The sequence below is a fragment of the Priestia megaterium genome, from assembly GCF_023824195.1.
Classification (GTDB): Bacteria; Bacillota; Bacilli; order Bacillales; family Bacillaceae_H; genus Priestia; species Priestia megaterium_D.
Genome location: NZ_CP085442.1, coordinates 2,463,018 through 2,487,906 on the forward strand (window position 1 = coordinate 2,463,018; position 24,889 = coordinate 2,487,906).

The 24,889-nt window shown below is 40.5% G+C and carries 27 protein-coding genes; all 27 read left to right on the plus strand.

The genetic code is table 11. The annotated features are described in order from the left end of the window. Positions 1-15 precede the first annotated feature (15 nt). The gene (locus LIS78_RS12440; RefSeq protein WP_195780029.1) at positions 16-579 is read left to right on the plus strand and encodes a TetR/AcrR family transcriptional regulator; all 564 of its coding nucleotides are present in this window, start codon (positions 16-18) and stop codon (positions 577-579) included. 83 nt (positions 580-662) lie between these two features. Further along, the gene (locus tag LIS78_RS12445) at positions 663-1,544 is read left to right on the plus strand and encodes a 3-hydroxyacyl-CoA dehydrogenase family protein (protein ID WP_195780028.1); all 882 of its coding nucleotides are present in this window, start codon (positions 663-665) and stop codon (positions 1,542-1,544) included. Then, a complete protein-coding gene (locus LIS78_RS12450; protein WP_014460096.1) occupies positions 1,544-2,326 on the plus strand; it encodes an enoyl-CoA hydratase in 783 nt (260 codons plus the stop codon). Before LIS78_RS12445 ends, LIS78_RS12450 begins: the two co-directional genes overlap by 1 nt. A gap of 14 nt (positions 2,327-2,340) precedes the next feature. After that, positions 2,341-2,742: an acyl-CoA thioesterase gene (locus LIS78_RS12455; protein WP_116072243.1), complete on the plus strand. Its 402-nt coding sequence runs from the start codon at positions 2,341-2,343 to the stop codon at positions 2,740-2,742. A 25-nt stretch (positions 2,743-2,767) separates the two neighbouring features. Next, a complete protein-coding gene (locus LIS78_RS12460; protein WP_252285272.1) occupies positions 2,768-3,826 on the plus strand; it encodes a phosphotransferase family protein in 1,059 nt (352 codons plus the stop codon). After that, the gene (locus LIS78_RS12465; protein ID WP_252285273.1) at positions 3,823-4,566 is read left to right on the plus strand and encodes a 2-phosphosulfolactate phosphatase; all 744 of its coding nucleotides are present in this window, start codon (positions 3,823-3,825) and stop codon (positions 4,564-4,566) included. Before LIS78_RS12460 ends, LIS78_RS12465 begins: the two co-directional genes overlap by 4 nt. Beyond that, entirely contained in the window at positions 4,554-6,332 is a 1,779-nt protein-coding gene (locus LIS78_RS12470) for an acyl-CoA dehydrogenase FadE (protein ID WP_252285274.1), read from the plus strand. The genes LIS78_RS12465 and LIS78_RS12470 overlap by 13 nt, the downstream gene beginning before the upstream one ends. Positions 6,333-6,343: 11 nt before the next feature. After that, on the plus strand, positions 6,344-7,105 hold the full coding sequence (locus LIS78_RS12475; RefSeq protein ID WP_195783192.1) for an SDR family NAD(P)-dependent oxidoreductase: 762 nt from the start codon (positions 6,344-6,346) through the stop codon (positions 7,103-7,105). Between the two features lie 29 nt (positions 7,106-7,134). Beyond that, positions 7,135-7,908 (plus strand): enoyl-CoA hydratase/isomerase family protein, encoded by a 774-nt coding sequence (locus LIS78_RS12480; protein WP_286676959.1) that lies wholly within the window; start codon positions 7,135-7,137, stop codon positions 7,906-7,908. A gap of 14 nt (positions 7,909-7,922) precedes the next feature. Beyond that, a complete protein-coding gene (locus LIS78_RS12485) occupies positions 7,923-8,906 on the plus strand; it encodes a quinone oxidoreductase family protein (protein WP_195783190.1) in 984 nt (327 codons plus the stop codon). Positions 8,907-9,099: 193 nt separating this feature from the next. Then, positions 9,100-9,984, plus strand: a complete 885-nt coding sequence (gene pdxS, locus LIS78_RS12490) for a pyridoxal 5'-phosphate synthase lyase subunit PdxS (RefSeq protein WP_195783189.1) — start codon at positions 9,100-9,102, stop codon at positions 9,982-9,984. Between the two features lie 37 nt (positions 9,985-10,021). Next, entirely contained in the window at positions 10,022-10,270 is a 249-nt protein-coding gene (locus LIS78_RS12495) for a ferredoxin (protein WP_013057065.1), read from the plus strand. A 214-nt stretch (positions 10,271-10,484) separates the two neighbouring features. Next, positions 10,485-10,814, plus strand: a complete 330-nt coding sequence (locus LIS78_RS12500) for a DUF3870 domain-containing protein (RefSeq protein WP_013057066.1) — start codon at positions 10,485-10,487, stop codon at positions 10,812-10,814. Between the two features lie 179 nt (positions 10,815-10,993). After that, positions 10,994-11,650 (plus strand): CoA transferase subunit A, encoded by a 657-nt coding sequence (locus tag LIS78_RS12505; protein WP_195783188.1) that lies wholly within the window; start codon positions 10,994-10,996, stop codon positions 11,648-11,650. A gap of 1 nt (position 11,651) precedes the next feature. After that, positions 11,652-12,314 (plus strand): 3-oxoacid CoA-transferase subunit B, encoded by a 663-nt coding sequence (locus LIS78_RS12510; RefSeq protein WP_195783187.1) that lies wholly within the window; start codon positions 11,652-11,654, stop codon positions 12,312-12,314. Then, positions 12,314-13,504, plus strand: coding sequence for a thiolase family protein (locus LIS78_RS12515; RefSeq protein ID WP_195783186.1), 1,191 nt, complete (start codon positions 12,314-12,316; stop codon positions 13,502-13,504). The genes LIS78_RS12510 and LIS78_RS12515 overlap by 1 nt, the downstream gene beginning before the upstream one ends. After that, on the plus strand, positions 13,492-14,877 hold the full coding sequence (locus LIS78_RS12520) for an aminotransferase family protein (protein ID WP_195783185.1): 1,386 nt from the start codon (positions 13,492-13,494) through the stop codon (positions 14,875-14,877). The genes LIS78_RS12515 and LIS78_RS12520 overlap by 13 nt, the downstream gene beginning before the upstream one ends. Further along, entirely contained in the window at positions 14,861-16,156 is a 1,296-nt protein-coding gene (locus LIS78_RS12525) for an aminotransferase class III-fold pyridoxal phosphate-dependent enzyme (RefSeq protein WP_195783184.1), read from the plus strand. The genes LIS78_RS12520 and LIS78_RS12525 overlap by 17 nt, the downstream gene beginning before the upstream one ends. A gap of 28 nt (positions 16,157-16,184) precedes the next feature. Then, positions 16,185-17,642, plus strand: a complete 1,458-nt coding sequence (locus LIS78_RS12530; RefSeq protein WP_252285276.1) for an aldehyde dehydrogenase family protein — start codon at positions 16,185-16,187, stop codon at positions 17,640-17,642. A gap of 29 nt (positions 17,643-17,671) precedes the next feature. Beyond that, on the plus strand, positions 17,672-19,192 hold the full coding sequence (locus tag LIS78_RS12535; RefSeq protein ID WP_195783182.1) for a M81 family metallopeptidase: 1,521 nt from the start codon (positions 17,672-17,674) through the stop codon (positions 19,190-19,192). Beyond that, positions 19,180-19,659 (plus strand): GNAT family N-acetyltransferase, encoded by a 480-nt coding sequence (locus tag LIS78_RS12540; RefSeq protein WP_195783181.1) that lies wholly within the window; start codon positions 19,180-19,182, stop codon positions 19,657-19,659. The genes LIS78_RS12535 and LIS78_RS12540 overlap by 13 nt, the downstream gene beginning before the upstream one ends. A 42-nt stretch (positions 19,660-19,701) precedes the next feature. Next, on the plus strand, positions 19,702-21,111 hold the full coding sequence (gene kamA, locus LIS78_RS12545; protein WP_029714300.1) for a lysine 2,3-aminomutase: 1,410 nt from the start codon (positions 19,702-19,704) through the stop codon (positions 21,109-21,111). A 2-nt stretch (positions 21,112-21,113) separates the two neighbouring features. Beyond that, positions 21,114-21,392 (plus strand): YokU family protein, encoded by a 279-nt coding sequence (locus LIS78_RS12550; RefSeq protein WP_013057076.1) that lies wholly within the window; start codon positions 21,114-21,116, stop codon positions 21,390-21,392. A 101-nt stretch (positions 21,393-21,493) separates the two neighbouring features. Then, positions 21,494-22,975 carry an amino acid permease gene (locus tag LIS78_RS12555; protein ID WP_116072215.1) on the plus strand — a complete coding sequence of 494 codons (1,482 nt, stop codon included), beginning with the start codon at positions 21,494-21,496 and terminating at the stop codon, positions 22,973-22,975. Between the two features lie 239 nt (positions 22,976-23,214). After that, positions 23,215-23,961: an MBL fold metallo-hydrolase gene (locus LIS78_RS12560; protein ID WP_252285277.1), complete on the plus strand. Its 747-nt coding sequence runs from the start codon at positions 23,215-23,217 to the stop codon at positions 23,959-23,961. A gap of 66 nt (positions 23,962-24,027) precedes the next feature. Next, complete coding sequence (locus LIS78_RS12565; RefSeq protein ID WP_195783178.1) at positions 24,028-24,285, plus strand: SunI/YnzG family protein; 258 nt, start codon at positions 24,028-24,030, stop codon at positions 24,283-24,285. A 39-nt stretch (positions 24,286-24,324) separates the two neighbouring features. Next, positions 24,325-24,792 carry a GNAT family N-acetyltransferase gene (locus LIS78_RS12570; protein ID WP_252285278.1) on the plus strand — a complete coding sequence of 156 codons (468 nt, stop codon included), beginning with the start codon at positions 24,325-24,327 and terminating at the stop codon, positions 24,790-24,792. Positions 24,793-24,889: the final 97 nt, after the last annotated feature.

A 24,889-nucleotide genomic window follows, 5' to 3' on the forward strand; every position in this document is an offset into this window, starting at 1 on the left:
AGAGAGGGTTTGACGATGAAAGATTTGATGATGGAACGAAGCATTCAGCTTTTTGCTCAAAAAGGTTTCAAAGAAACGTCTATTCAAGATATTGTAAATGAATTAAACGTCACAAAAGGAACGTTTTATTATTATTTTAAAAGCAAACAAGAGCTTTTAATGGATATTCACCTTCAATATATTGAAAGATTAATAGAAAACCAAGAGACGATTCTTGCAGATAAGACAACATCTTATCCAGAAAAGCTGCACAGCATTATTTTTAAACTTGTTCATGATATTGAGAAAGAAGGCCTTCGAGCTAAAGTGTTTTTTCGAGAGATGCGTCATTTGAGTGAAGAACACTTAGAACAAATCATTCCAAAGCGCGATCGTTTTAAAGAAAACGTACAGGAAATTATTGAAAAAGGAATGGAAGCAGAGCAATTCCGTTCAGATTTGCCTTCAGATATCGTGACGCTAGGCATATTAGGAATGACAAATTGGAGCTATTTTTGGTTTCAGCCGGATGGAGAAAAATCAGATCGAGAAGTTGCGGCTATTTTTTATAAGATGCTGATGAAAGGTATTCAGTCATAGTAGCTGCTAGGCTAGACAGTGCTCGTACAAGGCGGGAAAGTATAAGCTCTTTCTCTCCTTTTATATTAAAAGGAGGCTATAACATGAATAGTAAAGATATACAGCGTATTGCTGTTATTGGAGCAGGACAAATGGGACATCAAATCGGTATGCTTTGTGCACTTGGAGGATATGAAACAATTATTCAAGATATGAATGAACAATCACTCATTGATGCAAAAAATAAGCTGGAAGCAATTATAGGCAAGTGGGTTCATAAAGGCAAAATCTCTTCTGATGCTAAAGAAGCCGCATTTCGAAGATTGTCTTTTACAAACATATTAAGGGAAGCGATTTCAAATGCTGATTTTGTGATTGAAGCCGTGGTAGAAAAGTTAGATGTAAAACAAAGTGTCTTTAAAGAAATAGATGAGTACGCACCAAGTCACGCCATTTTAGCATCGAATAGTTCAACAATTGTTAACTCGCTTATTGCAAGTGCCACAAACCGTCCGGAGCAAATCGTGAACATGCATTTCTTTTTTCCTCCCCTTGTAATGGACTGCGTAGAAGTTGTGATGAGTGAAAAGACAAGTGAACAAACAGCTCAAACGACAATGCAAGTTTGCAAACAAATTAATCGCACAGCAGTCCTTCTGAAAAAAGAAATCTCAGGTTTTATTGCTAATCGAATCTTAGGAGCGTTGCAAAAAGAAGCCGTTTTCCTTTACGAAAATGGATACGCAGATTTTGAAGACATTGATACGATTTGCAAAAAAGCGCTCAATCACCCGATCGGTCCTTTTGAATTGATGGATCTCTCGGGAATTGACGTCGGATATTTTGTGATGCAGCAGCGCTATAGCGAAACGGGGGATCCAGAGGACAAGCCAGCTGCGTGCATTGAAGAAAAAGTTCAAAAAGGCGAGCTTGGACGCAAAACAGGAAAAGGTTTTTACACATACCACACACAAGGAGTGAAGTAATGATGAAAAAATTTGTGCGTATTGAAAAAGAAGAGAAAACGGCAATTGTAACCATTGATAATCCGCCTTTAAATGTAATGAGCCAGGCTGTTGTGCAGCAGCTTGAAGAAACGTATGAAGAGCTTAGTAAAGATCCTGATGTAATTACAATCATTTTAACAGGAGCAGGCGACCGGGCGTTTATGGCTGGAGCTGATATTAAAGAGTTTCCTCAGTTAATGGGGCAAAGCGGCATTAAAGAAGAGTTTATGAAAACCCATCGTGTTTTGCAAAAACTTGAAAACATTGAAAAACCAACAATTGTGGTGTTAAACGGTTTAACGTTTGGAGGAGGATGCGAACTTTCGCTCACTGCTGATATACGTATTGCCGAAGAACATGCTCAAATCGGTCTTCCAGAAGTGAAGCTCGGATTGTTTCCTGGAGGCGGCGGAACTCAGCGCCTTCCACGCGTAATCGGCGTTTCTAAAGCTAAAGAGTGGATGTTTGCCGGCAGTCCTGTTTCTGCAGAAGAAGCGCTTCATGCAGGCTTTGCCAATCATGTAACGCCTAAAGGAAAAGGGCTCGAAAAAGCAAAAGAGCTGGCTAAGAAATTTAACCGTCACTCTCTTCCGTCACTTTCTCGAATTAAGACAGCGGTAAACGAAGGAATGAATCGTACATTATCTGAAGGCCTTGAACTTGAGGCAGAGCTGTTTGAAGAAGTCTTTCAAACAGAAGATATTAAAGAAGGAGTATCAGCATTTATTGAAAAGCGTCCCGCTGTTTTTTCACATAAGTAAAGGAGGAGAAGATCATGTATGAAACACAGGTCAAAGTGCGCTTTTGCGAAACAGACGCACTGGGTCACATTAACAATACGAGCTATTTCATTTATTTAGAAGAGGCCCGGATTGCTTTCTTTGAAGAAATGGGAGCATCTATGCATACAAAAAAGTGGGAGTATATTTTAGCGTCTACTAAATGTGATTTTGTTGCGCAGGGTTATTTTAATCAAGTGCTAATGATTAAAACCTTTGTATCTAGAGTCGGCAATAAAAGCTTTACAATTGGCCATGAAATTACCGACAGCAAGACGGGATCATTGATTGCTAAAGGAGAAGCTGTCATCGTGTACTTTGATTTTGATGCACAAAAAAGCGTTTCTATTCCAGCGGACATTAAGCAGTTTTTGATGAATTATAAAGTAGCTGTTTAACTATAAAAAAGCAGGTGGTAAAAGAATGTCACAAATCATTCCTGTACGAAAAGGAGAGGAATTAAACACGGAAAAACTGCATCAGTTTCTCCGTGTTTCTATTCCTGATTTACCTAAAGAGCCTCTTTTAATCAAGCAATTTGGATCAGGTGCGTCCAATTTAACCTACGCTCTTTCAGTCGGAGAGTGGGAGGCGGTGTTGAGACGCCCTCCCTTTGGGCCAGTTGCGCCAAAAGCGCATGACATGCAAAGAGAATACAAGATTTTATCTGTTTTATCGAAGTCTTTCCCTCTCGCTCCTAGGCCGTATGTGTTTTGTGAAGATGAGACGGTGGTCGGGAAACCCTTTTTTTTAATGGAGAGAAAGCACGGTGTTCTCATCGACACAGCGTTTCCAAAGGAAGTGAAAGGAACTAGCGAACTTTGCCGTCGTATTTCAGAACAAATGGTGGATGTCCTTGCTCAACTTCATGATGTTCCTTATAAAGGCACGCTTCTTGAAAAAATCAGCAAGCCCGAAGGATTTTTAGAACGTCAGGTACACGGCTGGATTCATCGTTATGAAAAATCAAAAACAAGTGACATACCGGAAGTAGAAGCCCTAAAAAAATGGTTGATCACACACATCCCCACTTCACAGCACTCGACCATTATTCACTATGATTATAAGCTTAACAATACGTTATTTTCACCGGATGGAAATAAAATTGTAGGATTATTTGACTGGGAAATGACAACCGTTGGAGACCCGCTTGCTGATTTGGGAGTGGCGCTGAGCTATTGGATGGAAGACAGCGACCCTGAACTTTTAAAAAGAGGACTCGGAAATCCACCTGTTACTGTGCAAAAACGCTTTTATTCCCGTCGAGATTTTGTAGAAGCATACGCTAAAAAAAGCGGACGGGATGTTTCACACATTGACTTTTACCTGAAATTTGCGTACTTCAAACTTGCTGTCATTTGTCAGCAAATTTATTACCGTTATAAAAAAGGCCAAACAAATGATAAACGGTTTTTACAATTTGGAGATTATGTAAAAACACTAATTATTCATGCTCTGCACACAGAACGAGGACATATATGAAAGGAAAAGTTCACGTAATACTCAAAAAAGAAGAGCTTCTTGCCAAAAAGCTAGAAGGAAAAGCGGTTGTTATATTTGACGTCTTATTAGCTACATCAACAATTGCGGCTGCTTTACAGCAAGGAGCAATAGAAGTTATTCCGGTAAAAAATGAAGAAGAGGCGCGTAAAAAAGCAAAAACGTATAAGCCTGATGAAATTGCGCTTGTAGGCGAATATAGAGGGAAAACGATTGAAGGCTTTTTTGATCCAAACCCCAGCACGTTAAAGGAGCATGTTCAAAATAAAGCAGTTATTTTGTCTACCACTAATGGAACGGTAGCCATCCATAACGCCGAGAAAGCAAAACATGTATATGCAGCTTCACTGTTAAATGGAGAAGCGGTTGCGAGTGCTGTTTGTCAGCGAGGTCAAGCTGAAACTGTTTTATTGGTTTGTTCAGGTTCATCCGATCGCTTCTGTCTAGAAGATTTATATGGAGCAGGGTACTTTATAAGCTGTCTGCTGCAACTAAAAACATTTCATTTAACGGATGCTGCAAAAGCTGCACTGCTCTTGTATGAGGCTTATGAGCATTCACCTGTTGAAATATTGAAGCGCTCAGCCGTAGGGGAAATGCTCACTCAGTATGGCTTTCTAGACGAAATTGGCTTTGTAAGCCGGAAAAACGTCTATTCCGTAATTCCTAAGGTAGTGAAAAAAAAGCTAGTAAACGGGGAGGAAACGATATGTCTGAAATGAAAACCGAAGCAAAAGGCGGATCATTTTTACTAAAAAAAACATCTATGCATCACGTTTATACACCCGAAGACTTAACGGATGAGCATCGTATGATTGCTCAGACAGCAAAGCAGTTTATTGAAAAAGAAGTAGACCCTTACCATAATGACATTGAGCAGCAGGATTTTAATAAAGTAGTAGAATTGATGCATAGAGCAGGCGAGCTTGGACTTCTTGCTCACAGTATTCCAGAAACATATGGAGGACTAGGTCTTGATAAAGTAAGCAAAGGACTCGTCGGTGAAATCATTGGCCGGACAAGCGGATATGGAGTCGCTCATTCTAATCATACATGCATTGCGACCCTTCCTATTACGTATTTTGGCACCAAGAAGCAAAAAGAAAAATACTTGCCTAAATTGGCAAGCGGCGAATATATTGGCGCCTACTGTTTGACAGAGCCAGAAGCAGGTTCTGATGCTCTTGCAGCCCAAACAAAAGCCGTATTAAATCCTGAAAAAACGCATTATGTATTAAATGGAACGAAGCAGTACATTACCAATGCTGCCTTTTCAGATACGTTCATCACGTATGCAAAAGTAGACGGTGAACATTTTACCGCTTTTATTGTAGAAAAAGGTTTTGAAGGACTCTCTCTTGGGCCAGAAGAAAAGAAAATGGGAATTAAAGGGTCGTCTACTCGTCCGGTTATTTATGGAGATTGCTTAGTACCCGTAGAAAACGTACTTGGACAAGTAGGAAAAGGTCACTTGATTGCGTTGAACGTCTTAAACCTTGGACGTTTTAACTTAGGTTCTGCATGTATGGGCGCAGCGAAATATGCGTTTGAACTTGCTTTAGCTTATACAAAAGAACGCAAGCAGTTTAAAACAGCTATTGCGGAATTTAATGCTTCAAAAGAAAAAATAGCAAAAATGGCGGCTCGTATTTTTGCATCTGAATCTATTCAGTACCGTACAGCTGGTTTACTAGAAGAGGCGCTTGGTGGCTTATATGAAAGTGAAAATCATAAGTTAGTAGCTAAACAGCTGGCTGAATTTGCAATGGAATGTTCAGTTTGTAAAGTGTATGGATCGGAAACTCTTGATTTAATTGCCGATGAATCGCTGCAGCTTCATGGCGGCGCAGGGTTTATCCAAGAATATAAAATAGAACAAGTATATCGTGACTCACGCATCAATCGTATTTTTGAAGGTACAAATGAAATCAACCGCCTTTTGCTTCCAACTCAGCTTCTAAAAAAAGCAGGCAAAGGAGAAATAGAGCTGAGCAAACAAGTAGAACATGCTGTTAGTGAATTGATGAGCGGTCAGTGGGAAACACCTTCAAATGAACTTCTAGCAAGAGAAAAGCAGGCGGTTATTACGACAAGACATTTATTTCTTGCTTTGTTAGGAATAGCATTCCAAACGTTTAACGCCAATCTAGCACAAGAACAAGAAACGCTGATGAAGCTCGCAGAAATTGCTGTTGGACTATTTGCCATAGAGTCGTCTGTGCTGCGGGCGGAAAAAGCCGTAACCAGAAATGGAGAAGAAAAAGAAAAGTTAAAAAGTAAGCTGACAGCAACGGTTGTTAGTGAAACGCTCTTTGAAATTGAAAAGCAGGCTCGACAATTAATAAACGGGATGTTAACGGGTGAAAAACACCGACAGTACCGCACAATTCTTGGAAAATGGATGAATGATTTGCAAAATGAAGGAGAGTTCACGCGCAATCGAGACATCGCCCGTGAATTTATTGACAGCGGGCGATATGTTGTATAAGGAGGGATATTATGCGTTTTGAAGGGCAAATAGCTGTTATTACAGGAGCTGGAAGCGGCATTGGAGAAGCGACCGCTCAGAGAATGGCAAAAGAAGGAGCTCGCGTCATTCTTGTCGGGCGAACGAAAGAAAAACTAGTACAGGCTGCATCGGCTATTGACACACGGTGCGAACGAAAATGCACAGATATTTTTTCAGCTGATGTAACGAAAGAAGAAGACGTCAAAGAGCTGGCTGAGTTTATAAAAGAAAAGTACGGACAAATTCATTTATTAATTAATAACGCAGGCGGATCAGTTAATTCAACAATTAAAGAAACAACTCTTGAACAGTGGAAACACGTGCAGGACGTCAATTTAACAAGCGTATTTCTTGTAACAAAACATTTGATTCCTTTTTTAACTGAAGAAATAGGAGAAAATCGATCTATTGTTAACATCGCTTCTCTTTCAGGACATAAAGCAGGTGCACAAATTCCTCACTACAGCGCTGCTAAAGCTGCTTTAATTAACTTTACAAAAGCAATGGCATTTGAATTAGCACCTTATGGAGTGAGAGTAAACTCTGTGTCTCCTGGATTCGTAGAAACACCTTTAACACAGCCTGGACTTGAAAATGAGCGCTTCACTAAGGCAATCGAAAAAAATACGGCTTTAAAACGTGTTGGTAAACCAGATGAAATTGCAAACGTCATTGCTTTTGCAGCGTCTAAAGAGGCATCGTATATGACGGGAAGTGATTTATTAGTAGACGGCGGGTGGCTTATCGTTTAATGCAAATTAAAGAGGAGGGAATCCGAACTATGAGTGATTTAGTAGTAGAAAAGCAGGGGACTATTTTATCTTTAACGTTAAATCGGCCGGATCGTTTAAATGCATTCAGTGAGGAAATGATTGAAAAGTTAACAGCTGAAATAAAACAGGCACAAAGTGACGGTTCTATTAAAGTAGTTATATTAAATGGAGCAGGGCGTTCGTTTTCTGCCGGAGGCGATGTAAAAACAATGGGCCAAGCATCCGGAGCTGATGTTTATGAACATATCGGCCGTTTAAATGAATGTATTTTAGCGATGCAAAATCTAGAGAAGCCAATTATTTCAGCAGTTCATGGGTTTGCAGCAGGAGCGGCTTTTAATTTAGCTCTCGCTTCTGACTTTATCATTGCGTCAGAAGAAAGTCGGTTCGTATTAAGCTTTTCTCAAGTTGGATTGATTTCAGACGGAGGAGGCCTTTACTTTCTTACAAAGGTCGTTGGCCCCCACAGAGCTAAGGAACTGTTATTTTTAGGAGAGCCTATGGATGCCGACACGGCTTACAAAGCTGGTTTTTTAAACCGTGTAGTGCCGTTAAATCAGCTGAAAGATGAGGTCAGATCCTTTGCAAGTCGCTTATCACAAGGACCAACGAAAGCGTATGGGAAAATGAAAAAGATTGTCAATGATTCCTTTCATTTAACATTAGAACAAGTCCTTGAACAAGAGAGGCTAACGCAAGTTCTTATGGTAGAAACGAGGGATCATCAAGAAGGAATCTCCGCGTTTAAAGAAAAAAGAAAGCCACTATTTCAAGGGAAATAAGAGGGGGATATAAGATGAAAGCCATTCAATTTACGCAGTACGGAGGACCTGATGTTCTTCAAGTTATCGATATTGCACGCCCTATACCGAAAAAGAAAGATGTGCTCATTAAAGTTGCGGCAATTGGCGTTAATTATGCCGATGCTGCGCGGCGTGAAGGAGCATACGTAGTCGAAACACCGCTGCCTTTTATTCCAGGCTCTGAAGTTGCGGGAGAAGTGGTCGAAGTAGGTGAAGACGTAAAAGGGATAAAAGTAGGTACAAAAGTCGTGACGCTGCTAGGATCTAATCGAGCAACAGGATACGCTGAGTACACGCTGGCAGATTCAAGAGGCCTTATTCCTTTACCAGAGGATGTGGATTTAACACAAGCAGTTGCTTTGCCTCTTCAAGGGCTAACAGCTTATCATATTTTAAAAACAATGGGTCGCCTTGAAAAAGGAGAAACCGTCATCGTTCATGCGGCAGCAGGCGGTGTTGGAACTTTAGCTGTTCAACTTGCTAAAATGTTTGGAGCTGGAAAAGTCATTGCTACAGCGAGCTCCAAAGAAAAGCTTGAGCTTGCAAAAAATCTTGGAGCTGACGAAGCGATTAACTATACAGAAACAGGCTGGGAAAAACAAATTTTAGAAGTAACAGAAGGAAAAGGAGCCGATATTATTTTAGAAATGGTAGGAGGGCATATATTCTATGAATCTCTTCAATGTCTTGCACCGTTTGGGCGCCTCGTTTTTTACGGAATGGCTAGCGGAAAACCTGTAAAATTTAACCCTGCCCGCCTAATGGAAAAAAACCAATCGGTTCTTGGCTTTTTCTTGCCTCAAATGATGGCAAAACCAACGCTTTATCAGCAAAGCCTGCATGAGCTATTAAACTACGTAAATGCTGGTCAGTTAAAATTAATGCTGGGCGGCACATTTTCACTTGATGAAGCGGCAGATGTACATCGTCTGCTTCAAGGAAGAAAAACGACTGGAAAATTAGTGTTAGTTCCTTAACAAAACAGCTTCCGTCTCTAATAGGGGTGGGAGCTATTTTGGTTTAAAAAATTGGCTTTTACCTGCCAAATTTTTAAAAACCGCTGAATAATTTGGCATAAAAATCAATATTTTTTACTAATTTCTTCTATATTTTAACCCTGGCATGGAAGTTGCATGATAAGTACTTGAACATATAAAGGAGGAATTAGATATGATGAGAAATGGAACGGACCGCGTGAAGCGGGGAATGGCAGAAATGCAAAAAGGCGGCGTTATCATGGACGTGATCAATGCAGAACAGGCAAAAGTTGCAGAAGCAGCAGGCGCTGTTGCCGTTATGGCATTAGAGCGTGTTCCAGCTGATATTCGTGCAGCAGGCGGCGTGTCTCGTATGGCAGACCCAACAATTGTTGAAGAAGTGATGAACGCTGTATCCATTCCAGTTATGGCGAAAGCCCGTATCGGCCATATCGTTGAAGCACGTGTGCTAGAAGCAATGGGTGTAGACTACATTGACGAAAGTGAAGTACTCACTCCAGCTGATGAGGAATATCACCTTAACAAAAGTACATTTACGGTTCCATTTGTATGCGGATGCCGTGATTTAGGAGAAGCAGCAAGACGAATTGGTGAAGGTGCTTCGATGCTTCGTACAAAAGGCGAACCAGGGACAGGAAACATCGTCGAAGCAGTGCGTCATATGCGTCAAGTAAACGCTCAAGTACGTAAAGTTGTGGGTATGGACGAAAATGAGTTAATGACAGAAGCAAAACTATTAGGTGCGCCTTATGAGTTATTACTGCAAATTAAGCGTGAAGGCCGTTTACCGGTTGTAAACTTTGCAGCAGGCGGCGTAGCAACACCAGCAGACGCAGCGTTAATGATGCAGCTTGGAGCAGACGGTGTGTTCGTTGGATCAGGAATCTTCAAATCAGACAACCCTGAAAAATTTGCGCGAGCAATCGTGGAAGCAACAACGCATTATCAAGACTATGAACTTATTGCAAACTTGTCAAAAGGATTAGGAAGTGCAATGAAAGGAATTGAAATTTCATCATTATTACCAGAAAATCGTATGCAAGAACGCGGCTGGTAATGAGTAATAACTTTTAAACTTAGTTAGGAGAATGATCATGGGGAAATATACGATAGTCGATAAAGAAACGTGTATTGCGTGCGGTGCATGCGGAGCTGCGGCACCTGATATTTATGATTATGATGATGAAGGAATTGCGTTCGTTATACTTGATGATAATCAAGGCACGGTTGAAGTACCCCAAGAGCTGGAAGACGATTTAATAGATGCGTTTGAAGGCTGTCCAACAGAGTCCATCCGTATAGCGGATGAAAAGTTTGATGGAGACTCGAATAAATTTCAATAAAGCGGAATAAATAAAAAAATAGAAAGTTTTTTTAAAAGAAAAGAAGGATTTTGCCTAGAAAAGGCGAAATATTAGTTGTGTAAGAACATATCTTTTTAAAAATGAAAGCACTTACATAACTAAAAGCATATGAGTTAATCTCATTTGACCTTTCAGAATTATTATTGTAAAAGTGCGGAGTAATTAAATAGTTTTTAAAAGGAGATTAAGGGGCATGCAAATACTGAATACAGTCATTGTGACAGGATATGCAAAAGCTCCACAGGGAACTTCCATGTATGAAATGTATAAGCATGCGGGAATTGTACTAGAAGTGGATCTGACAGAGCATAAAATTGTAAATGCTGAGTTTACGTTTATTACGGAGCTGACGCAAAATTTTTTCCGGAAGCTGCTTATTGGTTACTGCCTTGCAGATGGAATTGAACCTCTTATTGAACGTATTCAAAATTATTATTTTGCTCCATCTCAACAGGCGATTATCGTAGCGCTCCAGGCTGCAATCCAACGTTACTGGGATAATGTGAATCAAAAAATTACATAGCGTTTGGTTAGAATAAAGTGAGAAGACAACCTCTTTTCATGGTCTTATTAAAACCAAGCAGACACACACACTTTACAAAGAGTGGGGGACATCCCTGTTTCTTTTGGGAGTCATTGTGTCCTGCTTGGTTTTTTTCGTGTAAAGCGCTGTGAAATATAAAAAGAAAAGGAGGAAACAAAATGAACAAAATCATCACGCGCGAAGAAGCAATAGAAAAAATAACAGATGGCGCACGCATTATGGTAGGTGGATTTGGTCTTGTTGGAAGCCCGCTTAGTCTGATTGAAGCGATTGCCAAATCAAACCTTAAAGATTTAGAGATTATTAGTAATAACCTCGGTGAACCTGGAAAAGGATTAGGTGTATTGGTTCAAAAAAAACAAGTAAAAAAAGCCATAGGGTCTTATTTTACTTCCAACCCTGAAGTTGTACACGCTTGTCAACAACAAGAACTTCAAGTGGAGCTCATCCCACAAGGAACAATGTCCGAGGCTATTAGAGCAGGAGGAGCAGGCATCGGAGGATTTTATACGCCTGTGAGCGTAGGGACCCAGCTGGCGGAAGGAAAAGAAGAACGAGTATTAAAAGGAAAGAAATATGTTTTGCAAGAATCGTTGCACGCAGATGTAGCTCTTATAAAAGCTAAAAAAGCAGATCGACTCGGAAATCTTATTTACAGCAAATCAGCAAGAAACTTTAATCCAATGATGGCAACAGCCGCTGATATCGTGATTGCCGAAGTAGAAGAAGTTGTTGAAGTTGGACAGATTTCTCCTGAAGAAATTGTAACTCCTCATTTATACGTTACTTATATCGTAGTGAAAGGAGAAAAATAAGATGAACGTCAAACAATATATTGCTGCGCGTGCTGCAAAAGAGCTTTGTCACGGAGATGTAGTGAACCTAGGAATAGGCATTCCTACTCTGGTTGCTAATTATATTTCACCCGATGTTCACGTGTTTTTACATTCAGAAAACGGGATTCTCGGCGTTGGGCCTACTCCTAAAGAAGCTTATGTAGATCCAGAACTTGTGAATGCTGGAAAGCTGCCCGTCACGGTTTTGGAAGGTTCCTCATTTTTTAACAGTGCCGATTCCTTTGCCATGATACGCGGAGGCCATGTGAATGTATCCATTCTTGGAGTGCTTCAAGTAGATGAAGCAGGCCGAATTGCAAACTGGGCTGTTCCTGGGAAAAGCGTTCTTGGCGTAGGAGGAGCAATGGATTTATTAGAAGGTTCAAAAAAAGTGATTGTGACGACTCTTCATACGAATAGTCAAGGAGAGTCAAAGCTAGTTGGGAAGTTAACCTATCCGCTCACTTCAGAGCGACGAGTCGATATGATTATTACGGAATTAGCTGTCTTTTCGGTAACGGACCTTGGTCTTGAACTTCTTGAAACAGCTCCCGGTGTTTCTTTAGAGGAAGTAAAACAAAAAACACAGGCTTCTTTTCACGTTTCTAAATTGTTTAGTAAAGACAATGAGGTGACGGCATAATGACAGTGATTGTAAATGCATTTCGAACTCCTATCGGAAAGTTTGGCGGTTCGCTTGCAGATACGCTTCCGGAAGAACTAGTCTCTCTTGTGATGAAAAACAATTTGTCTTCAGCCGGATACACGTCAGAGATTGTCGATGAAATTATCGTCGGACAAACGAAACAAAGCGCTCATGCTCCTAATATAGCAAGAGTAGCTGGACTGAAAGCTCAATTCTCTGAACGTATTCCAGCTTATACCGTGCACCGCCAGTGCGGCTCAGGTATGCAGGCTGTGATGAATGGAGCTATGTCCATTTTATCGGGTCAAGCCGAAGTGGTATTAGCCGGAGGAGTGGAAAGCATGTCTCAAGCACCGCACTATACGGTAGGCACTCGTTTCGGTTTTCACGTTGGTGATTTAACACTCTATGACTCTAATACAGAAAGTCAGCCAAAATCACAGCCTGAAACTTTATACGGAACGTTTACAATGGGACAGACGGCCGAGTGGCTCGCTGAAAAGTATAGTATTAGCCGCGCGGAACAAGATGAGTTTTCTTTTTATAGTCAGGAAAAAGCTAGGCGGGCTATAGAACTTGATTTGTTTGAAGAAGAAATTATCCCAGTGCCTGTAAAAGAAGGAAAAAAAGGAATGGGGCATTTTGCAACAGATGAATTTCCGCGGCTTACTAGTAAAGAAAAGCTTGGTGCGCTTAAGCCAGTTTTTCAAAGGAATGGAACGGTGACAGCGGGCAATTCATCCGGCAGAAACGATGGCGCTTCGATGATGCTGCTGATGTCGGAAGAAAAAGCTGAGCACCTCGGATTAACACCTATGGCAAAGATTGTGTCATTTGCCGCGGCCGGTGTCTCTCCAAAGGAAATGGGAATTGGCCCTGTTTCTGCTTCACAAATTGCTTTAAATAAAGTCGGTTTACGCTTAGGTGATATGGACTTGATTGAATTAAACGAAGCATTTGCCGCCCAAAGTATTGCTTGCTTAAGAGAATGGAATATCACATCAGAAAAAGTGAATGTAAACGGAGGAGCGATTGCGCTTGGACACCCTTTAGGCTGCTCCGGGGCAAGAATTATAACAACTTTGTGTCATGAGCTCCAAAAGCAAAAAAGACGATACGGCCTCGCAACTATTTGCGTTGCAGGAGGATTAGGAATGGCGATGGTGGTGGAAAGATGGACGAAATAAAAAGAGACTATGTTTTTCATAGAGATCTAACAAAAAAGTACCCTATGATTACACACGGTGAAGGAAGCTACTTAATAGATGAACAAGGAAAAAAGTATTTAGACGGCTGCTCCGGGGCCGTGGCGGCAAACTTAGGGCACGGCATTGTAAAAATAGCCGAGGCGATGGCTGATCAGGCAAAAAAAGCGGCGTTTGTTCATACATTACGTTTTGAAACGGATGTTTTGCATAAGCTTGCAGGTGTAATTGGTAAAATGGCGCCACCTCATTTAAACAAAGTCTATTTTACATCAGGAGGATCAGAAGCAAATGAAAGTGCATTAAAATTAGCAAGGCAATATCACAGAGATGCCGGAAAGACGCAAAAACACATCGTAATCGGAAGGTGGCAGTCTTACCACGGAAATACGATAGGTGCACTATCAGCTGGAGGGGACGTAAAAAGACGATATCCTTATACACCTAATCTTTTACATTTTGCGCACGTCTATTCTCCGTATTGTCATCGCTGTCCGTATAATCGCAATCAAGAGGACTGCATGGCAAATCAAAACTGGAGCTGTATCACCGATATCGAACGCACCATTTTAGAGCTTGGTCCAGAAAATATTTCAGCTTTTATCGCAGAGCCCATCGTAGGAAGTCAGCAAGGAGCTGTTGTACCTCCGCTTGACTATTTCAAAAAAGTACGTGAGCTTTGCAGCCGCTATGACATTCTTTTGATTGTTGATGAAGTTATGACAGGCTTCGGGAGAACGGGAACTGATTTTGCAGTGGAACAATTCGGAATCGAACCGGATATCCTAACGTTTGGTAAAGGAGTTTCAGCTGGGTACGCTCCTTTAGGAGGAATGATTGTCCATGACCGTCTGATTCAAGGCCTGTTAGAAAATAGCAGCGGGAAATTTCTTCATGGCTATACGTACAGTGGACATCCTGTTTCAATAGCAGCAGGTCTTGCTGCTTTGGATATGTATGAAGAAATGAATATCCTTCAAAACGTTGAAACTCAAGGCGCGTATTTAATGGAATGTTTAGTAGCGCTGCAGCGCAAGCATCCTTATATTTCAGATATTCGCGGCCGCGGCCTTTTAATTGGATTAGAATTAATGAAAGACGCCAATCAACAGATATTTTTCGAGCCAAGTGAAGCAGCCAGCGAAAAGCTCAATGAAATTTGTATGGAGCTTGGAGGCGTATTTTATCCAGGATCCGGATCTGTAGATGGACATAAAGGAGAACATATCATTATCAGTCCTCCTTTAAATATAACGAAATCAGAAGTTGATGAAATAGTGAGATTGCTAGATCAAGCGTTTTCTATTTTTCATCAGCACATAAGAAAGGATGAGTCATATGAAAGTGCAAAATAAAACAGAAGAGCTTCAAATCAAAGGAAAAAAACATTTATCACCCGTGATGACAAGAGTAACAGAGCTTGTTATTGAAAAAGCGCAAGGTGCGAAATTTTGGACAGCTGATGGCACGGAATACATTGATTTTGTATCAGGAGTAGCTGTCAATGCAGTGGGTCATACGCATGAAAAGATGGTAGAAGCGATAAAAAAACAAGCAGATCAGCTGCTTCACCTAGGCTTAAACTACGGCTATTACGAAACAGCAGTGAATTTAGCAGAAAAGCTTGCGCAAATTACTCCTGGAAACTTAGACACGGTGTTTTTTTCAAACTCAGGCGCAGAAGCCATTGATGGTGCGCTCAAATTAGCAAAAGCGGCCACTGGCAGACCAGCGATCATTGCTTTTGAAGGTTCTTTTCACGGCCGTACACTAGGAGCTACAGCTATTACGGCTTCAAGCTCAAAATACCGCAGCTACTACGAGCCGATTTTAGGAGAAGTGTATCACGCTCCTTATCCGTATCCAAGTCAGCTTCCTAATGTTGACGAGGAAGAAGCGGAAGCATATTGCTTAAATCAACTGCAAAAGCTGTTTGAACTGCGAGTAGATCCTTCACGCGTAGCAGCGATTGTAATTGAGCCAGTCATGGGCGAAGGAGGCTATTACCCTGCTCCTTCTAGCTTTTTACGCGCACTGAGAGACATAGCGAATGATTACGGAATTCTGCTTATTTTTGATGAAGTGCAAACGGGATTTGGCCGCACTGGAAAAATGTTTGCCGCAGAACATGCTGGAGTTACACCAGATATTTTAGTTTTAGCAAAAGCTCTTTCCGGTGGCATGCCATTAGGAGCTATTGTAGCAAGCCGAGAACTGCATGAGAAATGGCCAACAGCTGGACATGGTTCTACTTTTGGTGGAAATCCAGTATCGTGCGCAGCTGCTTTAGCTAATATTTCAATCATTGAAGAAGAAAAGCTTGTAGAGCGCAGTGAAAAAGTAGGTACTGATATTGTTAAACGCCTTCAGCATTCTATCGGACATTTATCGGCTATTAAAGAGGTTAGAGGAATTGGTATGATGATTGGTATTGAATTTCATGCTGAAACAGCAGCTGCTTATGTCCCTGTTATTAAATCAAAAGCGCTGGAAAAAAGACTGCTTATTATGAACTGTGGAGTCAAAGGGCAAACCATTCGTTTAATGCTGCCGCTAAATATTGATAAAGACGTGCTGAATCAAGGGCTGTCTTTACTAGAAGAAGTCATCACAGAAGCAGTTTCAATTAACTAGCTTTTTAAATGAAAAGGAGGGTAACAATATGAGTCACACTAAAACCGAACTGTTACAAGGAAATTTATATATTAACGGCGAGTGGGTAAGTGAAGAGGAGCAAACCTATTTTGAAAGTATAAACCCTGCAACACAAGAGCTCGTCGGAACGTGCGCAGCCGCTACGGCTAGTCAAGTCGACGATGCGGTAAAAGCGGCTAGTACAGCCTACAGCCACTGGAAAAATACATCTATTCCTGAACGTGCAGCATTTTTAACAAAAGCAGCTGAGCTTTTTGAAGACAGAAAAGAAGAGCTAGCTCAAGTGATGACAAAAGAGATGGGAAAACCGCTGACAGAATCCATAGGGGAAGTTGGTGTCGTCATTGCAACAGCTCAGTATATGGCGGGAGAAGGAAGACGTTTGTTTGGCGAAATAGTGCCCGCTGGCTTTCCTGACCGAGATATAAAAATGGTTCGCGAACCGCTTGGAGTTGTGGCATGTATTACACCTTGGAACTTTCCTGTTTCTCTCGCTTCTTATAAAATGTTTGCCGCTTTAATCGCTGGCAATACCGTTGTCTGGAAGCCGGCTTCAGAAGTGGCGCTCTCAGCGAAGATTTTTATGGAAGTATTGCACGCTGCGGGACTTCCAAAAGGAACAATTAACTTGCTTACGGGATCCGGTAGAATTGTTGGACAAAAGCTTGCTACGCACTCTGAAGTGAAAATCATTTCATTTACGGGCTCTACGGAAGTTGGGCAGCAATTAGCAGAAATGAGCAGCAAAACCTTAAAACGAATTTCATTAGAGCTAGGAGGAAAAAACGCGGTTATCGTATTAAAAGATGCTGATTTGGATAAAGCAGCAGAAGGAATTGTTAAATCAGCATTTACAACAACGGGACAGCGCTGTACCGCAGCTAGCAGAGTGATTGTAGAACGTTCAGTAAAAGAAGAGCTTTTGAAAAAAGTAGTAGCTCTTACAAAGGAAATGAAGATTGGAAATGGTCTTGATGAAAGGGTTGTGATAGGCCCGCTTGTAAATGAACAGCAGTGCCGTTTAGTAGAAGATTACGTGCAAAAAGCGGTGGAAGAAGGCGGAAATATTGCGCTCGGAGGTCATGCTCTATCAGAGTTAGGGACTTGTTATTACATGCCTACGATTATTGATAACGTTCGTTCGAACCACACCATTGCTCAAGAAGAGATTTTTGGCCCCGTGCTTGCTTTTATTGAAGTAGATGGCTATGAAGAAGCAATGAGGGTCAATAACGGGACGATGTATGGACTTTCCACTTCTATTTATACAAGCAGCTTACATTATGCCAGCCGAGCAGCCAAAGACGCTGTTAGCGGATTAGTCTATATCAATAATGGAACATCTAATGCTGAAATGGGGGTAGCATTCGGAGGAATGAAGATGTCTGGCAACGGTCACAGGGAAGTTTCTCATCATGCATTTGATGTGATGACAGAATGGAAGTCTGTCTACACCAACTATTAATCTCGCACCTTAGCGAAAAGGAGGAGCACATGTCTTCATATCGCATTGGCATTGCCTTTTTTTATCATGAATCTCACAGCTTTAGTCCATTAAAAACAGAAATAGAACAGTTTGTACAAGAAGGCTATTTTGTTGGAACGGAAATATATAAAGCATACTCAGGAACCAAAACAGAAGTAGGGGGATTTTTAGATGTATTAAAGCAAGAAGAGCAGGTAGAAATCGTTCCCCTTGTTTGTGCAGCTGCAGTTCCGTCCGGGATTGTATCTTCTGAAGCTTATCACATAATTGAAAAGCAAATGCTGCACTCACTTACTCATGCGGGACCGTTAGACGGTTTGTTAATCGCTTTGCACGGTGCAATGGTCGTAAAACATCTTTTCGATCCTGAAGCTCATTTGTTAAATCAGATAAGAAGCTGTATAGGAAGCAACGTTCCTATTGCTACTACGCTCGATATGCACGCAAATATCAGTGAAGATATGCTTACGTACACGCCGCTTCATTTCGGGTTTAAAACATATCCTCATGTTGATATGTATGAACAAGGAGTGAATGCAGCGCGAGCGCTTTTAACACAAGTAAAAGAAAGCGCTATCTATTATGCATCTTTAAAAAAATTGCCTATGCTTTTGCCGTCGATTAATATGCGAACAGCAGAAGGGCCGATGAAAAAAATGATTGATCTTGCTAAACAAGCCGAGCAAGAAGTAGACGTATACAATGTGTCCGTTTTTGGAGGCTTTCCGTATTCTGATATTCCAATTGCCGGAGCAAGCGTGCTCGTAACAGCTTTGAATCCTGAAACAGCAGAAAAAACAGCAAAGAAACTAGCTTCTCAGTTTTGGAGTATAAAAGAAGAGTTTATCGTAGATTTGCCTACCGTTGAAGAAGGTCTGCAAACAGCGTTAAAACTATCAAACGAACAGCCAATTGTGCTCGCTGATATAGCGGACAATCCTTTAAGCTGCGGAAGCGGCGATACAACAGAGCTTTTGGAATACATGCTGAAGCTAAATATGCCGGGGACACTGTTTGGAGGTCTTTATGACCCTGACTCTATTAAACAATGCGTGCAAGCAGGAGTTGGGAATTACGTCTCTCTTTCCTTAGGAGGAAAAGTTTCTCCTGAGTTCGGAAAGCCTGTTGAAGTTAAAGCACAGGTCATTGGTTTATCAGAAGGTGAGTTTTACAATTCGGGACCGTTTAATCAGCATTTGAAAGTAAATGTAAAAGGTGCAGCTCATATTCGAGTAGGAGAATTGGATATTTTGCTGATTGGAAGGCCGGTATCAGCAAACGATCCTGAACTTTTTCGCCATATCGGTATTGAGCCAGCGACGAAAAAAATTATCGGTTTAAAAGCTAAAAATCATTTCAGAGCCGCTTTTGAACCGCTTGTAGGATCTATCATCTATGTGGATGCTCCAGGCGTAGCATCAAATCGCTTAACGACCTTTAATTATCAGCACATTCCAAATCCAATATGGCCGCTGCAAGATGCAAAATATGAAAGTGAAAAAAGGAGGAAAGAAAAATGGATGCATTAAAAGAGCAGTACTATATCGAAGTGCCGGAATCGTTAAATCCGGAGCAGCAAAAGATGATGATTGAACTTGAAAAAGATGCGTTTCCGGGCATGGGAGCTGTTGATGAACAGACGCTTGTACCTTTAGCACGCTACGGAAAGCTTATTCAATATTTCCAGGAAAATGACGCAAGGCCAATTGCCATTTGTGAGCTGCTTCGAGATTACAAAGATATCACAAAAGCTTATATCTTTGGGTTCTACGTCCGCTCTGATAAACAAGGAAGTGGAATTGGACAACTGTTTTTAGAAGAAATATTTTCGATTCTAAAAAGAGATAATTTCGAAAGCGTTTGTTTGACTGTGAATGTAAAAAATGAAGGGGCTGTGAAGCTGTATAAAAAAATGGGCTTTATGATTAAAGAAACGCGAGCAGGAGAGTTTGGCGAAGGAGAAGATCGCTATTATATGGTGCGGTCAATTTCTTAGTAGAACATCTATTCAAAAAATGAACTTTGGAGGGAATATAAAATGAAAAATACATTATATAAAGCAAGCAGACATTGGAAAGAAATCGAGCTTTGGAAAGATGTAACGGATGAGCAGTGGAACGACTGGGTATGGCAGCTGACAAACACGATTAAAACATTGGAAGATTTAAAGAAAGTGATAAATTTAACACCTCAAGAAGAAGAAGGTGTTAAAATTGCAACCAAAACGATTCCGTTAAACATCACTCCTTATTACGCATGGTTAATGGATGAGAACGATCCGAAATGTCCAATCAGAATGCAGTCCGTTCCTATTTCAGAAGAACTGCATAAAACAAGGTATGATTTAGAAGATCCGCTTCACGAAGATGAAGATTCACCGGTTCCTGGCTTAACGCACCGTTATCCCGACCGCGTGCTGTTTTTAGTTACAAATCAATGCTCTATGTACTGCCGCTACTGTACAAGAAGACGTTTTTCAGGACAAATTGGCATGGGCGTTCCCAAAAAACAGCTGGATACAGCTATTAATTACATTGCAGCCAACCCTCAAATTCGTGATGTATTAATCTCCGGAGGAGACGGCCTATTAATCAATGACAATATTTTAGAATATATTTTGAAAAATTTGCGCGATATTCCGCACGTAGAAATTATTCGTATCGGTACAAGAGCGCCGGTAGTATTCCCTCAGCGCATTACAGAAAATCTGTGCAACATCTTAAAGAAATATCATCCGGTTTGGCTAAATACGCACTTTAACACATCAATCGAAATTACAGAAGAATCAAAACGCGCCTGTGAAATGCTTGCAAATGCAGGAGTTCCAGTTGGAAACCAAGCGGTTATTTTAGCCGGAATTAACGACAGCGTACCAATCATGAAGCAGCTTATGCATGATTTAGTAAAAATCCGCGTGCGTCCTTATTACATTTATCAATGTGATTTATCAGAAGGAATCGGCCATTTCCGTGCGCCGATCAGTAAAGGGCTAGAAATTATGGAAGGACTTCGCGGCCATACGTCCGGCTATGCAGTTCCTACGTTTATCGTGGATGCTCCTGGAGGAGGCGGTAAAATTCCGCTGCAGCCAAACTACATTATTTCTCAAAGCTCCAATAAAGTGGTGCTTCGAAACTTTGAAGGTGTTATTACATCTTATCCGGAGCCGCAAAATTACCAAAGTGGAAGCGCAGAAGAATTTTATAAAAAAGTATATCCTGAAGTGTTTGAAAAATTTGAAAGCAACGGTGTTCTTTCGATTATTGATGATACAAAGTTCAACTTAACGCCGGAAGGTCTAAACCGTCTTGACCGCCGGAAAACGTATGACCAAAATCCAGAGCATAGCTCTTTAAAAGACAAGCGTGAAAAGCGCGATCAATTAAAAGAGAAAAAATTTGAAACGCAAATGAAAAAATACGAAACGGCGGGAGCGAAGGAGGAATAATATTGAAATGTCAATGGTGCGAATCCTATGAAGCGAAAGAGACGGATGCAACGGTTTATTGGGAGCTTCCTGACGGCACAAAAGCCATAGAAATTAAAGAGACGCCTTCCATTACATGTTCAGAATGCGGAATTACGTATCAAACAGATGAAACGGTTGGACACATTGAAGATCAACTGTTTTTAATCAACACCTCTGCCTTAGAAAAAAGTGTAACGTACGAACAGCTTATGAGCCTGCCTCGTCTATTAAAACGAAACTACTTTGATTTTTCAAAGTAAGCAATGAAGGGTCCATCTCCTACTTTTTATAGGAGATGGATATTCTTATACGCTTTACGTTAAACATGTGCGCATAGTTCATTTATAAAGGTGGGATAAGTATGGAAGCGGTCGATATAAATCGTAATGAAGAAGAAAAAAAGCAGGACGATAAGCATATAAAACGCCATTTAAAAGCACGTCATATGACCATGATTGCCATTGGAGGGTCAATAGGAACTGGTTTATTTCTAGCCACGGGATCATCCATCCAAACTGCTGGACCTGGAGGAGCGCTGATTGCTTACGGGGCCATTGGAATTATGGTTTACTTTCTCATGACTAGCCTTGGAGAAATGGCTACGTTTATGCCGGTATCAGGTTCTTTTTCAACGTACGCCAGTCATTATGTAGACCCAGCTCTCGGCTTTGCGCTCGGCTGGAACTACTGGTTTAACTGGGCTGTTACGCTCGCTGTAGAAATAGCTGCTTCTGCTATTATCATGAAGTTTTGGTTCCCTGATGTGCCAAGTATTATCTGGAGCGCTTTGTTTTTAGGCTTAATTTTTTTACTTAATTTCCTATCTGTAAAAAGCTATGGAGAATCTGAATATTGGTTTGCTCTCGTAAAAGTAGTGACCATCATTGTGTTTATCGGAGTGGGCCTTCTGACGATCTTTGGCATTTTCGGCGGTGAATATATCGGCTTTAAAAACTTTACATTAGAAGAAGCGCCGGTCAACGGCGGATTTCTGTCCGTACTAAGCATTTTCTTTATAGCGGGATTTTCTTTTCAAGGTACAGAGCTAGTCGGCATTGCGGCGGGGGAAAGTGAAAACCCTCAAAAAAATATACCTAAAGCCATTCGTCAAGTCTTTTGGCGCATTCTTCTATTTTATATTGCAGCCATTGCTGTAATCGGGCTTATCATTCCTTACACAAGTCCATCTCTTCTAGGAGGAGACGTAGATAACATTGCTGTTAGTCCATTTACGCTTGTTTTTGAAAAAGCAGGAATTGCTGCAGCTGCTTCAGTGATGAATGCTGTTATTCTTACCTCGGTTTTATCAGCCGGAACTTCGGGCTTATATGCTTCTACGCGAATGTTATGGTCAATGGCAAATGAAGGACAAGCGCCTAAAGCGCTCCGAAAAATTAATCGTCGAGGAATTCCAGTAAACGCGCTTGTTTTAACCACTATCATTGGCGGTCTTGCCTTTTTAACATCAATTTTTGGCGATCAAATGTATATGTGGCTTTTAAACGCTTCAGGCATGAGCGGATTTATTGCGTGGATTGGTATTGCCATCAGCCACTATCGTTTCCGAAAAGCATATGTTGCTTCAGGACAGGATATAAATGAACTGGCGTATAAAGCAAAATGGTTTCCTCTAGGTCCTGTTCTTGCATTTGGAATGTGCCTCATCGTTATTCTAGGACAGAATTATCAAGCGGTACTTTCTGACAAAATTGATTGGTACGGCTTGACGGTCTCATACATCGGTCTGCCTCTCTTTTTAGCGACGTGGTGGGGATATAAAATAGCAAAGAAAACCAAGGTTGTACCTTTGCATGAGTGTATTCAAAAAGAGGATAAGAAATAAAAAAGCTATAGCAGCTAACGATAAGTAAAAAAGGTGAACCTTGGACAACAAGGTTCACCTTTTCATTTATAAAAATCTATCATAGTAAGCTTTATTTTATAGATATCATAGCATAAAAAGTGATTTTTTTCCAGTCTGGTTTTTATTTTGTTTATTGATAAAATTCAAGAATACCACTGCATGCTAAGCGATTATGGAGGTTGAAAATCTTTATAGTTTAATAAGAAAAGGGGTTTGTAATGAGAATTTCTGCAGGTGTTGAAATGCTACAGTTGACTGCCAGAGCTTTTGACCAAGATATAATATTAAATCCTACGTTAGTTTGGAATAACGATGAAGCTATTCTAATTGATACAGGAATGCCTGGGCAAACCGATCAACTGAAAGAGGCCTTGGGTGAATTGAATATATCTATTGAACAGCTAAAAGTAATTCTTCTAACACACCAAGATCTAGATCATATAGGATGTACTACTGATATACGAAAAAAATCAAATGAAAATATCATAGTATATGCTCATGAATTTGATAAGCCGTATATTGAAGGGAAACTTCCGCTTATTAAAACGAATGCGAGTCGAATGAGTAACGAAGAACTAGCAGCTATACCTGATGAAATAAAATATTTGTATAAAAATCCTCCAAAAGTTGACGTAGATATAGTATTAAAAGGGAGTCAAATGCTCCCATACTGTGAAGGCATTGAAGTGATTTTTACCCCTGGACACACACCTGGGCATGTAAGTTTTTATTTAAGAAAATCAAAAACACTGGTTGCTGGAGATGCTTTAGTATTGGCAAATGGACGACTAATGGGACCTGTTAAACAAACGACCTTAAATATGGACCAAGCAGTTCAATCACTCGAAAAATTCTTACACTACGACATTGAGCATGTTATTTGTTATCATGGAGGGTATTTTCAAGGCTGTCCGAAAGAAGCGATTTTAAGGATAAAAGAACACATTGCACAGGGAGAAAGTTAAGGGGAAATGAACTTGTTTTTTACTAGAACAAGGAAGGGAAAATAGAAACCAAAGGGGATGTATAAAATGTTTACACCAACTATCAGTGTCCGAAAAATAAATGATAATCTCATTATAAAATGGCAGCTTGCACACTTCACGATTCCGTTAGAAGACATTCTTGAAGTAATGGAAGATGACACGTACGGAGGTAAAGAAGCAAACGCCATTCGAATTGGCCCTCCGTACGGAACGACTGACCGCATCTTTATAAAAACGACCAATAAAAACTATCTGTTATTTACCTCAAACGCACCGGCTATATTAAACGAAATAAATTCATAACGACCATTACTAAATACGAGATATATAGGAGAGAAAAAATTGAAGATTAGCCGTACTTTCGATGCTGGTAAAATTGCCAAGCTTAATCAGTCTGTTCATCAACTGCATGTAGAATTATATCCGCAGCACTTTCAAACATATGATTTTCATCAGATACATGAATTTTTTAAGAAAGTGATGGGAAACGATAGATTTATCTTTCTTTTAGCAGAAGACGGAGGACAGCATGTAGGATTCGCTTGGTTAGAAATAAAGCAGTATTCAGAGACAGTGTTTAAAAAAGCTTACAAGTCAATTTACGTTCATCAAATAAATATCGCAGAACCCTATAAAAACAAAGGGTTTGGTTCGATTTTGATGAAAGAAATTTATAACATTGCTCGTACAAAAGACATAAATACAATTGAGTTAGATTATTGGAATGATAATACGATTGCCGAGAGCTTTTACGAAAAAGAAGGCTTTGTTACGTATAGAAAAATGGCTTATAAAGAAAAAGAACTTTAAAGAGAGCATTTACTTGCTCTTTTTCTATGTCTAAGAAATCATTTTTTTGATTTTAATCAGGCAATAAAATAAAGTACGCGATATGAGAACTTAACTC

Excerpts from the sequence above, each read along its gene's own strand:
- LIS78_RS12440 (WP_195780029.1), top strand. The coding sequence starts at position 16 with ATGAAAGATTTGATGATGGAACGAAGCATTCAGCTTTTTGCTCAAAAA.
- LIS78_RS12445 (WP_195780028.1), top strand. The coding sequence starts at position 663 with ATGAATAGTAAAGATATACAGCGTATTGCTGTTATTGGAGCAGGACAA.
- LIS78_RS12450 (WP_014460096.1), top strand. The coding sequence starts at position 1,544 with ATGATGAAAAAATTTGTGCGTATTGAAAAAGAAGAGAAAACGGCAATT.
- LIS78_RS12455 (WP_116072243.1), top strand. The coding sequence starts at position 2,341 with ATGTATGAAACACAGGTCAAAGTGCGCTTTTGCGAAACAGACGCACTG.
- LIS78_RS12460 (WP_252285272.1), top strand. The coding sequence starts at position 2,768 with ATGTCACAAATCATTCCTGTACGAAAAGGAGAGGAATTAAACACGGAA.
- LIS78_RS12465 (WP_252285273.1), top strand. The coding sequence starts at position 3,823 with ATGAAAGGAAAAGTTCACGTAATACTCAAAAAAGAAGAGCTTCTTGCC.
- LIS78_RS12470 (WP_252285274.1), top strand. The coding sequence starts at position 4,554 with ATGTCTGAAATGAAAACCGAAGCAAAAGGCGGATCATTTTTACTAAAA.
- LIS78_RS12475 (WP_195783192.1), top strand. The coding sequence starts at position 6,344 with ATGCGTTTTGAAGGGCAAATAGCTGTTATTACAGGAGCTGGAAGCGGC.
- LIS78_RS12480 (WP_286676959.1), top strand. The coding sequence starts at position 7,135 with ATGAGTGATTTAGTAGTAGAAAAGCAGGGGACTATTTTATCTTTAACG.
- LIS78_RS12485 (WP_195783190.1), top strand. The coding sequence starts at position 7,923 with ATGAAAGCCATTCAATTTACGCAGTACGGAGGACCTGATGTTCTTCAA.
- pdxS (WP_195783189.1), top strand. The coding sequence starts at position 9,100 with ATGATGAGAAATGGAACGGACCGCGTGAAGCGGGGAATGGCAGAAATG.
- LIS78_RS12495 (WP_013057065.1), top strand. The coding sequence starts at position 10,022 with ATGGGGAAATATACGATAGTCGATAAAGAAACGTGTATTGCGTGCGGT.
- LIS78_RS12500 (WP_013057066.1), top strand. The coding sequence starts at position 10,485 with ATGCAAATACTGAATACAGTCATTGTGACAGGATATGCAAAAGCTCCA.
- LIS78_RS12505 (WP_195783188.1), top strand. The coding sequence starts at position 10,994 with ATGAACAAAATCATCACGCGCGAAGAAGCAATAGAAAAAATAACAGAT.
- LIS78_RS12510 (WP_195783187.1), top strand. The coding sequence starts at position 11,652 with ATGAACGTCAAACAATATATTGCTGCGCGTGCTGCAAAAGAGCTTTGT.
- LIS78_RS12515 (WP_195783186.1), top strand. The coding sequence starts at position 12,314 with ATGACAGTGATTGTAAATGCATTTCGAACTCCTATCGGAAAGTTTGGC.
- LIS78_RS12520 (WP_195783185.1), top strand. The coding sequence starts at position 13,492 with ATGGACGAAATAAAAAGAGACTATGTTTTTCATAGAGATCTAACAAAA.
- LIS78_RS12525 (WP_195783184.1), top strand. The coding sequence starts at position 14,861 with ATGAAAGTGCAAAATAAAACAGAAGAGCTTCAAATCAAAGGAAAAAAA.
- LIS78_RS12530 (WP_252285276.1), top strand. The coding sequence starts at position 16,185 with ATGAGTCACACTAAAACCGAACTGTTACAAGGAAATTTATATATTAAC.
- LIS78_RS12535 (WP_195783182.1), top strand. The coding sequence starts at position 17,672 with ATGTCTTCATATCGCATTGGCATTGCCTTTTTTTATCATGAATCTCAC.
- LIS78_RS12540 (WP_195783181.1), top strand. The coding sequence starts at position 19,180 with ATGGATGCATTAAAAGAGCAGTACTATATCGAAGTGCCGGAATCGTTA.
- kamA (WP_029714300.1), top strand. The coding sequence starts at position 19,702 with ATGAAAAATACATTATATAAAGCAAGCAGACATTGGAAAGAAATCGAG.
- LIS78_RS12555 (WP_116072215.1), top strand. The coding sequence starts at position 21,494 with ATGGAAGCGGTCGATATAAATCGTAATGAAGAAGAAAAAAAGCAGGAC.
- LIS78_RS12560 (WP_252285277.1), top strand. The coding sequence starts at position 23,215 with ATGAGAATTTCTGCAGGTGTTGAAATGCTACAGTTGACTGCCAGAGCT.
- LIS78_RS12565 (WP_195783178.1), top strand. The coding sequence starts at position 24,028 with ATGTTTACACCAACTATCAGTGTCCGAAAAATAAATGATAATCTCATT.